The sequence below is a fragment of the Nocardioides sp. BE266 genome, from assembly GCF_031457855.1.
Taxonomy (GTDB): domain Bacteria; phylum Actinomycetota; class Actinomycetes; order Propionibacteriales; family Nocardioidaceae; genus Nocardioides.
On sequence record NZ_JAURTI010000004.1, the window covers coordinates 111,190 to 122,878 of the forward strand.

Consider the following 11,689-nt stretch of genomic DNA (forward strand, 5'->3'; position numbering starts at 1 on the left):
AGACTCAAGGGCTACTGGCCCGTCGCGGCGCCGTCCGCGAGGTCGCTGAAGATCCTCAGGAAGGCGGGCCGCCGCCGCACGGCCCAGGTGAGCTCGCGGAGCTGGTCGACCGGGCCGAGGGGCCACTTCCCGGAGATCTGCAGCACCTCCTGGTCGTCGATCTGCGCGTGGAGGAGCTCGGGGATCTCGGCCCAGGCCACCCGGAACGGCCGGTCCCACATCTGCACCACCTCGACGGCGACGGGCGCGGTGAGGCCGAGCCGGTTGTGCACGTCGACGAGCGCCGTGGTGGCGCCGACCAGTGCGTCCTCCCGCTCCTGCCACGATCGCGCGTGCACGACGGCGTTGAGGTACGGCGTGAGCGCGGGCCCGCACCCGAGGCGGGCGAACGCGGTGCCGAACCACTTGTCGTACGGCGCGTACTCCCGCTCCATCAGGAAGGCCAGCCGCATCAGGTCCTTCGCCAGTCGCGTCCCCAGCACGGCCGACCCGAGCTCGTCCCCGACGGATCCGGTCCGGCCGACCAGGTTGGCCTCGGGATGCACCCGCCACCAGCCGGTGATCATGAGGTAGAACCACACGTCCCTCGGGTAGTACGACAGCCGCTCCCGCACCGCGCCGAGCCCGACCTCGTCGTGGAAGACCGCACCGGCGGTGACCGACCGCAGGCTGTTCTCGGGCATCGTCAGCCAGTCGACGGCCCGGACCTCCCGGTCGAGGTCCAGCGCCAGCTGCTGCTGCACGAACCCACGGACGGTGTGGACCTCGTGGCGCACGGGGTGCCCGCCGAAGGTCGGCGGCAGTGCCTCGTCGAGCCGCTGGGTCACCTCGGCGCCGAGCGTGGCCTCGTCCTCGTCGGTGAGGAAGAGCAGGACGCGCGCAGCCCAGTCGTGGTCGGTCGAGGTCTCGTCGTCGAAGCCGAGCACCTCGGACCCGCGACCGAGCAGGGCGGCGGAGTGGCGGAGGCTGGGGAACGACCCGGCGAGGACCGGGCCGACCTGCTCGTCGTACAGGCGCCGGCACAGGTCGATGCCGGGGACGAACCTGCTCATCCGAGCAGTGTCCTCCCGCAGGCGGGAACGACGAAGCCCCCGCCGCAGTGCGACGGGGGCTTCGACGAAGAGCTTCAGGTCAGCGCGAGACCTTGCCGGCCTTGAGGCAGCCGGTGCAGACGTTCAGGCGCTTGGGCGTGCCGTTCACGGTCGCCCGGACGCGCTGGATGTTGGGGTTGAAACGACGCTTGGTGATCTTGCGCGACCAGGGACGGTTGTTTCCGAAGCCCGGCTTCTTGGCGCAGATGTCGCAGACGGCAGCCACCGTGCACTCCGATCCGTTCGAGGTTGATAGATGTTCAAGGCCGTCGCCGCTGGAAGCGGCAACAGGCAACCGCGCAAGAGTAGCCGAGGACCCGCGGCGAGATGAAATCGCAGCAGCGTCGGATCCGGGCACTACCCTGTGGCGCGCACCACAGTCGGCCCGAGCCGGCGTGCGGTGCCCGCTCATCCTGCCCCAGCACACGACCGAAGACCTCACCGGGAGCACACCGACTCGATGGAGCCAGTCACCCACGGCATCACCCTGGACGGGGTCGCCCGGTTCGTCGACATCGCGACCGACGCCCTGTCCTCGGCGCGTGAGGAGATCGACGCCCTCAACGTCTACCCGGTGCCCGACGGCGACACCGGCACCAACATGTTCCTCACCGTCTCGGCCGCCCGTGACGAGCTGCGCGCCGCCCGCGCGGCCGACCCCGACCTCGCCCTGGGTGCGGGGATGGCCGTGCTGGCGCGGGCCGCGCTGCTGGGCGCGCGGGGCAACTCCGGCGTGATCCTGAGCCAGATGTTCCGTGCCTACGTCCACCACCTCGCCGGAGCCGGCGTACAGGACCGGCCGGCGCAGACCATCGCCGCCGCGATGGCCGAGGCCACGGATGCCAGCTACGCCGCCGTCGGCACGCCCGTCGAGGGCACCATCCTCACCGTCTCGCGGGCGGCCTCCGACGCCGCCATGGCGACCGCCCAGCGCCCCGGCGCGCGCACCCGTGAGGTGTTCACGGCTGCCGCCGCGGCGGCCCGGGCCGCGCTGGCCAAGACGCCCGAGCAGCTGCCGGTGCTCGCGCAGGCCGGGGTCGTCGACGCCGGCGGACGTGGGCTCTGCGTGGTCCTCGACGCGGTCGAGACCGCCTCGACCGGCCGTCGCCCGATGCCGTGGACACCGCCGATCGGCACCCACCACATCCCGGTCGTGGTCCCGTCGGGCGCGCCGGGGGAGGACCTCACCGAGGACGGCCCGGGCTACGAGGTGATGTACCTCCTCGACGCACCCGAGGACGCCGTCGTCGCGCTGCGCGCCACTCTCGCCGCGCTCGGCGACAGCCTCGTGGTGGTCGGCGGCGACGACCTCTGGAACGTCCACGTCCACGTCGACGACGTGGGCGCCGCGATCGAGGCCGGCATCGCCGCCGGCCGCCCCCACCGCATCCGCGTCACCCACTTCGCCGAGCAGGTCGCCGAGGCCCGCCAGAAGGCCTCGACCCGGAGCGGCCGCAAGGTCGTCGCCGTGGCCGCCGGTCAGGGGCTCGCCGAGCTCTTCCAGTCGGCCGGTGCGGTCGTCGTCGCCGGTGGTCCCGGCCAGCGTCCATCCACCGGGCAGCTGCTCGAGGCGGTCGTCGACTGCGGTGCCGCGGAGGTCGTCGTACTCCCCAACGACGGGGACACCGTGCGGGCCGCCGAGATCGCCGCCCGGACCGCCGAGGCCGAGCACGACGTGACGGTCGAGGTGATCCCGACGCAGGCCCAGGTGCAGGGGCTGGCCGCGATCTCCGTCCACGAGCCGGGCCGCACCTTCGACGCCGACGTCCGGGAGATGACCGCGACCGCCCGCCACGTGCGCCACGGCGCCGTCACGATCGCCGCCCGCCAGGCGATCACCATGGCCGGGCCGTGCGAGCCCGGTGACGCCCTCGGCGTCGTCGCCGGCGACTTCGCGGTGGTCGGCTCCGACCTCGAGGAGGTCGCCCGCGACGTGCTCGAGCGGCTGCTCGCCGGCGGTGGCGAGCTGGTCACGATCGTGTCCGGCCAGGACGGGGTCGAGCTCGCCGCACGGGTCGCCGCCCACGTCGAGGAGCGCCACCCGACCGTCGACGTGGCGGTGCACGAGGGCGGCCAACCGCGCTACCCGCTGCTCGTCAGCGTCGAGTGACCGGCAGGATTCCCGCATGGTCGCGATCACACCGGACAGCCCGATCGGGGCGGTCTTCGGCAACCACCACAAGAAGCGCAAGCTCGCCGAGGAGGGCCTCGGGCTCGCGACCGTCGGCGACCTGCTGCGCCACTTCCCGCGTCGCTACGTCGCCGCGACCGAGCTCTCCGAGGTCGCCACGCCGGTGGTCGGCGAGCAGCTGACGATCGTCGGCGAGGTGCGGTCCTGCGACAGCGCGCCGTTCTTCGCCGGCAACCGCCGCCAGTTCCGTACGACGGTCAGGCTGAGGACCGACGGCCCCGACTTCTCCGTGACGCTGTTCAGCCCCTACCAGGGCCAGGCCGACCGTCACGAGGCCGAGTTCCGGCCTGGCAGCCGCGCCGTGTTCACCGGCAAGGCCAAGCAGTTCCGTGGCAGCTGGCAGCTCGACCAGCCCCACGGCTTCGCCATGGACGGGCCCGAGGGCGCCACGCTGAGCAAGCTGATGCCGGTCTACCCGCTGACCGCCAAGCTCTACACCTGGGACCTCCAGAAGGTCGTCTCCACCGCTCTCGACCTCGTCACCGGCGTGCCCGACGTCTTCACCCCCGAGCTGCGCGAGCGGTTCGAGCTGCTGAGCATCATGCAGGCGCTGCGCTGGATCCACGCGCCCGACGAGTGGAGCGAGCTGGGGGCCGCGCAGAAGCGCTTCCGCTTCGAGGAGGCGCTGATCCTCCAGCTGGTGCTCGCCCGCCGTCGTGCCGCCCACCGCGCCCAGGGCGCGCAGGCGCGGACGTTGCGCACCGACGGCCTGCTGTCCGCCTTCGACGAGCGGCTGCCGTTCGAGCTCACCGGCGGCCAGCGCGAGATCGGCGACCTGGTCGCCGACGAGCTCGGTCGCGACCACCCGATGAACCGCCTGCTCCAGGGCGAGGTCGGCTCCGGCAAGACCCTCGTCGCCCTGCGCGCGATGCTGCAGGTCGTCGACGCCGGGGGACAGGCGGCGCTGCTCGCGCCGACCGAGGTCCTCGCCCAGCAGCACCACCGCTCGATCTCCGCGATGCTCGGCGACCTCGCCCAGGGCGGGATGCTCGGGGGAGCGGCCGACGCCACCACCGTCACCCTGCTCACCGGGTCGATGGGCAAGGCCGCCCGGCAGGAGGCGATGCTCCGGATCGTCACCGGCGAGGCGGGGATCGTCATCGGCACCCACGCGATCCTCGAGGACAAGGTCGAGTTCGCCGACCTCGGCCTGGTCGTCGTCGACGAGCAGCACCGCTTCGGCGTCGAGCAGCGAGCGGCGCTGACCGACAAGGCCGGCACCCCGCCCCACGTCCTCGTCATGACGGCCACGCCGATCCCGCGCACGGTGGCGATGACCGTCTTCGGCGACCTCGAGACCTCCGTGCTCGCCGAGCTGCCCGCCGGCCGTGCCCCGATCCAGACCAACGTGGTCCCGCTCGCCGACCAGCCGGCGTGGATCGAGCGGGTCTGGCAGCGGGTGCGCGAGGAGGTGGAAAAGGGCCACCAGGTCTACGTCGTGTGTCCCCGCATCTCCGGCGACCACGGTGAGGACGGCGAGTCCGACCAGGTCGACCTCGACGAGAGCGGTGCCGAGATCGCGCCCAAGCGCGCGCTGGCCGCGGTCGAGGAGGTCCACGCCGAGCTCGCCGACGGGCCCCTCGCCGGGCTGCGCACCGCGATCCTGCACGGCAAGCTCCCGCCCGACGAGAAGGACCGCACGATGCGGGCCTTCGCCGCCGGGGGCGTCGACGTGCTCGTCTCCACGACCGTCATCGAGGTCGGCGTCGACGTGCACAACGCGACCACGATGGTGCTCCTCGACGCCGACCGCTTCGGCGTCTCCCAGCTCCACCAGCTGCGTGGTCGCGTCGGCCGTGGTGGCCTGCCCGGCCTGTGCCTCCTGGTCTCGCACGCCGAGGTCGGCTCGCCCGCGCGGGATCGCCTCGATGCTGTTGCCGCCACCACCGACGGCTTCGAGCTGAGCCGCGTCGACCTCGAGCAGCGGCGCGAGGGCGACGTCCTCGGCGCCAGCCAGTCCGGGTTCCGCTCGGGCCTTGTCTCACTTCGGGTATTGCGCGACGAGAAGACGATCGTCCGTGCCCGTGAGGCCGCGGAGGCGCTACTCTCCGAGGACCCCGAGCTCGGCCAGTCGCCCGACCTCGCCTCGGCCGTTGCCGACGTCGAGCGGTCCGCAGCCTCGGGGTTCATGGAGAAGGGCTGAGCGCGACGACATGACTCGGATCATCGGGGGAACGGCGGGGGGTCGCCGTCTGGAGACGCCGCGCGGCCAGACCACGCGGCCCACGAGCGACCGGGTGCGCGAGGCGCTCTTCTCCGCCGTGGAGTCGCGCACCGGCTCCCTCGACGGGCTGCGCTTCCTCGACCTCTACGCCGGATCCGGGGCCGTGGGCCTCGAGGCCTGGTCGCGTGGTGCGGGCGTCGTCACGATGGTCGAGCAGGACCGGCGTACGGCGACCCTGATCTCCCGCAACGCCACGGCGCTGGGCTTCGCGCGCGCCAAGGTGGTCGCGACTGCCGTCGCGACCTTCCTCCAGGCCTCGCCGGCCGCCCCCTACGACATCGTCTTCTCCGACCCGCCCTACCCGATGTCGGACGCCGACGTCGCCGCCGACCTCGCCGCACTCGTCGCACACGGCTGGCTGGTCCCCGGCGCGCTCGTCGTCGTCGAGCGCGCCGCCAAGCGCAGCGAGGTCACCTGGCCCGAGGGGATCGAGGAGGACCGCACGAAGCGCTACGGCGAGACGGCGCTTTGGTACGGTCACGCCACCCCGGCAGCCTGACCCGTCGGGCGCCCCCGATCCAGCCGGAAGGGAGACCCGCGTGCGTCGCGCTGTCTGCCCCGGGTCCTTCGACCCGGTGACCAACGGCCACCTCGACATCGTCGGTCGCGCCGCCAAGCTCTTCGACGAGGTCGTCGTCGCCACCGGCCTCAACATGTCCAAGAACCGGCTGTTCACGCCCGACGAGCGCATCGCGATGCTCGAGGAGGCCACGGTCGGCATCCCCAACGTGCGGGTCTCCGGCTTCGACGGCCTCATCGTCGACTTCTGCCGCGAGATCGACGCGGTGGCCATCGTGAAGGGGCTGCGCGGCGCCGGCGACTACGAGTACGAGCTGCCGATGGCGCAGATGAACTCCCACCTGACCGACGTGGAGACCGTCTTCCTGCCCGGCGCGGTCGGCAACGCGTTCGTCTCCTCGAGCCTGATCAAGGAGGTCGCGGCCCTCGGCGGCGACGTCAGCGGGCTCGTCCCGGAGTCGGTGCGGGAGGCGCTCGTACGCCGCCTCGCGGAGCGCCGCTCCTGACCCACCCGTCACCCCGGACCCCACTCGTTTTGCCCCGCCACCCGGGCGACGGATACGATTCCGAGGTTGTGTTGGTGTCCAGATACGGGAGTTCGACGTGAGCAGCCTGGACCCGAGGGCGCCGCTCGTGCTTGACACGCGCGAGCTCGGGCGCCGCCCGGGGTCCCAGCGTGAGCTCGGGCTCTCCGTTCCGGCACCAGCAGAACTTGGTATCGAAGTCCTCTCTGTCCCCGAAGGATCGCCGGTCGAGCTCGACCTGCGGCTGGAGGCGGTCATGGAGGGAGTGCTGCTCACGGGCACGGCCACGGCCGCGCTCGAGGGGGAGTGCGTGCGGTGCCTGCAACCGATCGAGGACGAGGTCCACGTGACGCTGCAGGAGCTCTACGTCTACCCCGACCAGCACGACAAGGCCACGGAGCACCACGACCGCGACCTCGACGACGAGACCAGCCTCCTCGAGGACGACCTGCTCGACCTCGAACCCCTGCTGCGGGACGCGGTGGTGCTCGCACTGCCGTTCCAGCCGCTGTGCATGGACGATTGCCCGGGATTGTGCACCGAGTGTGGTGCGCGGCTCGCGGACGACCCGGACCACACGCACGAGGCACCGATCGACCCGCGGTGGGCAGGGCTCGCCGAACTCAAGCAGGACCCCCAGGACTGACCACCCCGCCGGGAATCCCCGGTGGAGCATCAAGCAACAGGAGACAACCATGGCTGTTCCGAAGCGGAAGATGTCGCGCAGCAACACGCGCCACCGCCGTTCGCAGTGGAAGGCCGTCGCGCCGACCCTCGTGACGTGCGCCAACCCCGCCTGCGGCGCCAAGCACCTCCCGCACCGTGCGTGCGGCCAGTGCGGCCAGTACGGCGCCCGGGCCGACCGTCGCCAGGTCCTCTGACCACCGACGAGCTCCGCGCAGCGCTCGGTGATCCGGTCCTGGATCCCGAGCTGCTGCAGCGTGCGCTGACGCACCGCTCGTTCGCCTACGAGAACGGGCAGATCCCGACCAACGAGCGACTCGAGTTCCTCGGGGACTCGGTCCTCGGGGTCGTGGTCACCGAGACGCTCTACCGCGCCCACCCGGACTTCTCCGAGGGGCGCCTGGCGAAGCTGCGTGCCGCGGTCGTCAACGCGCGCGCCCTGGCCGACGTCGCCCGTGAGATCGAGCTCGGCCAGCACATCATGCTCGGCCGCGGCGAGGAGACCACCGGCGGCCGCGACAAGGCGTCGATCCTGTCCGACACCGTCGAGGCGGTCATCGGCGCCATCCACCTCAGCGGCGGCATGGCCGAGGCCGCGAACGTGATCCACCGGCTCTTCGACCCGGTGATGGAGGCTGCCGCGTCCATGGGCGCCGGCCTCGACTGGAAGACCTCCCTCCAGGAGCTCTCCGCCGAGAGGGGTCTCGGCGTTCCTGAATACCTCATCGAGGACGACGGTCCCGACCACATGAAGACCTTCGTCGCGCGTGTCCGCGTCGGCGAGCTGGTCCTCGGCAACGGCACCGGCCGCTCCAAGAAGGAGGCCGAGCAGGGCGCCGCCGAGACCGCCTACCGCGAGATCGAGGCCTCCCACAGCCGCACGGCCGAGGCCGAGCAGTCCGCCCCCGCCGACGCCTGACCCGTGCCCGAGCTCCCCGAGGTCGAGGTCGTCCGCGCCGGTCTCGAGCGCCATGTCCTCGGCAGCACCATCGAGGCCGTCGAGGTGCTGCACCCGCGGCCCGTGCGCCGCGACCACCGCGGCTCGACCGGCTTCGTGGCCGCCCTCGTCGGCCAGCGCATCGACGCCGTACGACGCCGCGGCAAGTACTTCTGGCTCGCCCTCGCCAACGGTGACGCCCTCCTCGGCCACCTCGGGATGAGCGGCCAGATGCTCCTCAAGGAGCCCGGCGCCCCCGACGAGCGCCACCTGCGGGTGCGCTTCACCCTCGCGCGGCCCGACGGCAGCCGGCTCGAGATGCGCTTCGTCGACCAGCGGATGTTCGGCGGCCTCGCCGTCTCCGCCGGTGGCGCGGAGCTGCCGACCGAGATCGTCCACATCGCCCGCGACCCGATCGACCCCGCGTTCGACGACGCCGAGTTCGTGCGCCGCGCCCGGCGTCGTACGTCGGCGGTGAAGCGGCTGCTGCTCGACCAGGGCCTGATCTCCGGTGTCGGCAACATTTACGCCGACGAGGCGCTGTGGCGCTCGCGCCTGCACGGCGAGCGGCCCGGCGACCGGCTCACCGGACCGGTGCTGCGCGAGCTGCTCGGCCACGTGCGCGAGGTGATGGGGGAGGCCCTCGCCCAGGGCGGCACCTCCTTCGACGCGCTCTACGTCAACGTCAACGGCGAGTCGGGCTACTTCGACCGCTCCCTCGACGCCTACGGGCAGGAGGGCGAGCCGTGCCGCCGCTGCGGCACCCCGATCCGCCGGGTCGCCTTCATGAACCGGTCGTCGTACTTCTGCCCCCGCTGCCAGCGACCGCCCCGGCCGCCGAGGTCGCGATGACCACCCCCGAACCCCGGTCGCAGCCATTGACCCCGCCCCGGCGGGGTGCGACTCTTGGAGACGGCGGCTTCGCGGCCGTGACACCCCCTTTCCGGAAAGGCTCCCCATGGCCAAGGCGCTGATGGGTCATGTGAACAACGACGGACGGACCGCCTCGGTGCTGGCCGTCGAGAACAGCCGGCTCCGGCGCCGGGTCGGGGACCTGGAGTCCCTGGTCCTCCGCCTCCAGGCCGAGAACGACCGCCTGGCCGCCGCAGCCCGTGACGAGCTCAAGGTCGAGGACCTCCAGCTCGCCTGAAATCCGGGTGCGACCGCGAGAGGTCGCACCGTAGGCTCACGTCCTTGTGAGCACCCTCGTCGAGACCGTCTTCCCGAGGCGCCTCGGCACGGGCTTCCGCTGGCTCGTCGCCAGCTCGTGGGCCAGCAACCTCGGCGACGGCCTGATGATGGCGGCCGGCCCTCTCCTGGTGGCGTCGCAGACGCGCAACCCGGTGCTGGTCTCCCTCGCCATGATGGCGTCACAGCTCCCGTGGCTGCTCTTCGGCCTGGTCGCCGGCGCGATCGCCGACCGGCTGGACCGCCGCGTCGTCATCATGACGATGAACGCCGTCCGCGCCCTGGTCCTGGCCGGCCTGGTGGCAGTCGTGTGGACCGGTCACGTCAACATCTGGCTGGTGCTCGTCGCGCTCTTCGCGATGGGCACGGCGGAGGTCTTCGCCGACACCACGGCCTCGACGCTCGTCCCGATGCTGGTGGACAAGCCCGACCTCGGCATCGCCAACGCGCGGATCATGGCCGGGCTGATCACCGCCAACCAGCTGGTCGGACCGGCGCTCGGTGCGGTGCTGTTCGCGGTCGGCATGGCTGTCCCGTTCACGCTCCAGGCGATCTGCGTGGCCCTCGGCGTGGTGCTGATCTCGCGCATCGGTACGCCGCCCGGCGCCGTGCGCGAGGACGTCGACTCCCACATCCGCCAGGACATCGCCGAGGGCATGCGCTGGCTGATGGGCAACCGCCCGGTCCGCACGCTGGCGCTGGTCATCGTCACCTTCAACGTCACGTTCGCGGCACCGATGTCGGTCCTGGTGCTCTGGGCCCAGGAGCGCGTCGGCATCGACGAGGCCGGCTTCGGCCTGCTGACCACGGCGGGGGCCCTCGGCGGCATCATCGCGACCGTCAGCTACGGCCGGCTGGAGAAGCGCGTGCCCCTGGCCACGCTGATGCGCGTCGCGCTGCTGTGCGAGGTGGTGTTCCACCTCTCGATGGCCTTCACCACGTCGTTCCCCGTCGCGCTCGGCCTGATGGTCTTCTTCGGCGTGTACGCCTTCGTCTGGGGCACGCTGAGCAACGCCGTCCGGCAGCGGGCCGTGCCCACCGAGCTCCAGGGCCGCGTCTCGTCGGTCTACATGATCTGCGTGATGGGCGGGATGCTGCTCGGCGCGCTGCTCGGCGGACTGATCGCCGATCAGTGGGGCCTGACGGCGCCGTGGTGGTTCGCCTTCGGCGGCGCCGGGATCACCCTCGCCCTCGTGTGGCGCGAGCTCGGCCACATCGCGCACGCCGACGAGGTCGCGACCGCGGCCTCCTGACCGCCGGACGGTCAGCCGCGGCGGGTCCAGCGGGCCACGCCCGCGCGCAACCCTGTGGTCTCAGCCGCAGGACCGGCGGCGCGTGCGTCGTCGCGCTGTCGAAGGGCGCGGTCCCGCGCGGCACGCACCTTGACCAGGCGCTCGCGCGTGCGGGACAGCTGGTCCTCGACGTTCGCCAGCCGCTCGCGCAGCGCGTCGTCGCCGGCGGCCTGAGCGGCAGGGGCCTCGTCAGGCAGGGCGTCGTGCAGCGCGCGCAGCGTCACGAGGGCCTCGGCCACCGCTCGCTCCCGCGCATCACCGCTCGGGAGCGGTCGCAGCGTCGCGTAGAACTCCTGGTCGCCGACCCGGGTGGCCGTGATCCGCTCGACGGAGAAGTCCACCAGCCCGAGCCGGAGCAGGTCGCCGACCAGGTCGGCGAAGCCGCGCGGCGACATCGGCCAGACGTGGCAGTCGACGTAGGCGCCGTCCTGCTGCCGGGCGAGCTGCTGCATCACGTCCTCGACCGGGTGCGAGGCCGCCTCCGGCGGGGCCTCACCGCTCCACGCCCGGTCGGCGGGATAGTCGACCGCCCGCAGGAAGTGGTCGACGACGGCCCGCGCCGACGGGGTCCGGTCGCCGTCGAGGTGCGCCTGCACCACCTGCCCGGCGGTCGTCGGGGTGCGGCGTACGTCGAAGCAGTAGCGGCGGTCCGGGATCGCGAGCAGCAGCGCACCGTCCGCGGCGACCACCGAGGCCACGTCGCGCAGCCATCCGATCAGGTCGGGCACGTGCTCGATGACGTGGCTGGCCACCACGTGCTGGTAGGGCGCGTCGGCGCCGACCGCCTCGGCCAGGGACGACACGGTCCCGTCGGGTCGCGTGAGCGAGAAGTGGATCTGGGGGATGGCGTCCGGGTCGACCGCGGGGTTGCCGGCGTAGTGGGCGAGCAGCCCGTCACGGTCGACCACGTCGACGTAGCGCACGTCGGCGACGTCGGCACCCACCACGGGGTTGGACAACGGCCCGATCTCCAGGCAGCGCCCCAGTCCCAGGTCGACCTCCCCGAGGATCCGCGCGCGTCGTGCGGCTCTCATGGGGT

At 72.4% G+C, this 11,689-nt stretch carries 13 protein-coding genes; 10 read left to right on the forward strand and 3 right to left on the reverse strand.

Features of this window, described 5'->3' with window-relative positions; all coding sequences use genetic code 11:
• Window positions 1-11: 11 nt before the first annotated feature.
• Together J2X46_RS12710 and rpmB are read right to left on the reverse strand one after the other, a co-directional pair.
• On the reverse strand, window positions 12-1,052 hold the full coding sequence (locus J2X46_RS12710; protein WP_310250998.1) for a DUF4037 domain-containing protein: 1,041 nt from the start codon (window positions 1,050-1,052) through the stop codon (window positions 12-14).
• A gap of 79 nt (window positions 1,053-1,131) precedes the next feature.
• Window positions 1,132-1,317 carry a 50S ribosomal protein L28 gene (gene rpmB / locus J2X46_RS12715; protein ID WP_056602600.1) on the reverse strand — a complete coding sequence of 62 codons (186 nt, stop codon included), beginning with the start codon at window positions 1,315-1,317 and terminating at the stop codon, window positions 1,132-1,134.
• Between the two features lie 234 nt (window positions 1,318-1,551).
• Between rpmB and J2X46_RS12720 the strand changes: the two genes are divergently transcribed.
• From J2X46_RS12720 to J2X46_RS12765, 10 genes are all read left to right on the forward strand, one after another.
• On the forward strand, window positions 1,552-3,201 hold the full coding sequence (locus tag J2X46_RS12720) for a DAK2 domain-containing protein (protein WP_310251009.1): 1,650 nt from the start codon (window positions 1,552-1,554) through the stop codon (window positions 3,199-3,201).
• 16 nt (window positions 3,202-3,217) lie between these two features.
• On the forward strand, window positions 3,218-5,425 hold the full coding sequence (locus J2X46_RS12725) for an ATP-dependent DNA helicase RecG (protein WP_310251012.1): 2,208 nt from the start codon (window positions 3,218-3,220) through the stop codon (window positions 5,423-5,425).
• Between the two features lie 10 nt (window positions 5,426-5,435).
• The gene (rsmD, locus tag J2X46_RS12730; protein WP_310251015.1) at window positions 5,436-6,005 is read left to right on the forward strand and encodes a 16S rRNA (guanine(966)-N(2))-methyltransferase RsmD; all 570 of its coding nucleotides are present in this window, start codon (window positions 5,436-5,438) and stop codon (window positions 6,003-6,005) included.
• A 40-nt stretch (window positions 6,006-6,045) separates the two neighbouring features.
• On the forward strand, window positions 6,046-6,531 hold the full coding sequence (gene coaD, locus J2X46_RS12735; protein WP_310251018.1) for a pantetheine-phosphate adenylyltransferase: 486 nt from the start codon (window positions 6,046-6,048) through the stop codon (window positions 6,529-6,531).
• A 97-nt stretch (window positions 6,532-6,628) separates the two neighbouring features.
• Window positions 6,629-7,195, forward strand: a complete 567-nt coding sequence (locus tag J2X46_RS12740) for a YceD family protein (RefSeq protein ID WP_310251019.1) — start codon at window positions 6,629-6,631, stop codon at window positions 7,193-7,195.
• 49 nt (window positions 7,196-7,244) lie between these two features.
• On the forward strand, window positions 7,245-7,430 hold the full coding sequence (gene rpmF, locus J2X46_RS12745) for a 50S ribosomal protein L32 (RefSeq protein ID WP_056906555.1): 186 nt from the start codon (window positions 7,245-7,247) through the stop codon (window positions 7,428-7,430).
• The gene (gene rnc / locus J2X46_RS12750; RefSeq protein WP_310251022.1) at window positions 7,385-8,152 is read left to right on the forward strand and encodes a ribonuclease III; all 768 of its coding nucleotides are present in this window, start codon (window positions 7,385-7,387) and stop codon (window positions 8,150-8,152) included. The genes rpmF and rnc overlap by 46 nt, the downstream gene beginning before the upstream one ends.
• A 3-nt stretch (window positions 8,153-8,155) precedes the next feature.
• On the forward strand, window positions 8,156-9,022 hold the full coding sequence (mutM, locus tag J2X46_RS12755) for a bifunctional DNA-formamidopyrimidine glycosylase/DNA-(apurinic or apyrimidinic site) lyase (protein WP_310251025.1): 867 nt from the start codon (window positions 8,156-8,158) through the stop codon (window positions 9,020-9,022).
• A gap of 106 nt (window positions 9,023-9,128) precedes the next feature.
• The gene (locus J2X46_RS12760; protein WP_310251028.1) at window positions 9,129-9,320 is read left to right on the forward strand and encodes a hypothetical protein; all 192 of its coding nucleotides are present in this window, start codon (window positions 9,129-9,131) and stop codon (window positions 9,318-9,320) included.
• A gap of 46 nt (window positions 9,321-9,366) precedes the next feature.
• A complete protein-coding gene (locus J2X46_RS12765) occupies window positions 9,367-10,611 on the forward strand; it encodes an MFS transporter (protein ID WP_310251030.1) in 1,245 nt (414 codons plus the stop codon).
• Between the two features lie 11 nt (window positions 10,612-10,622).
• Here J2X46_RS12765 and J2X46_RS12770 read toward each other — a convergent pair whose 3' ends face one another.
• Window positions 10,623-11,684 (reverse strand): methyltransferase domain-containing protein, encoded by a 1,062-nt coding sequence (locus tag J2X46_RS12770; protein WP_310251032.1) that lies wholly within the window; start codon window positions 11,682-11,684, stop codon window positions 10,623-10,625.
• Window positions 11,685-11,689: the final 5 nt, after the last annotated feature.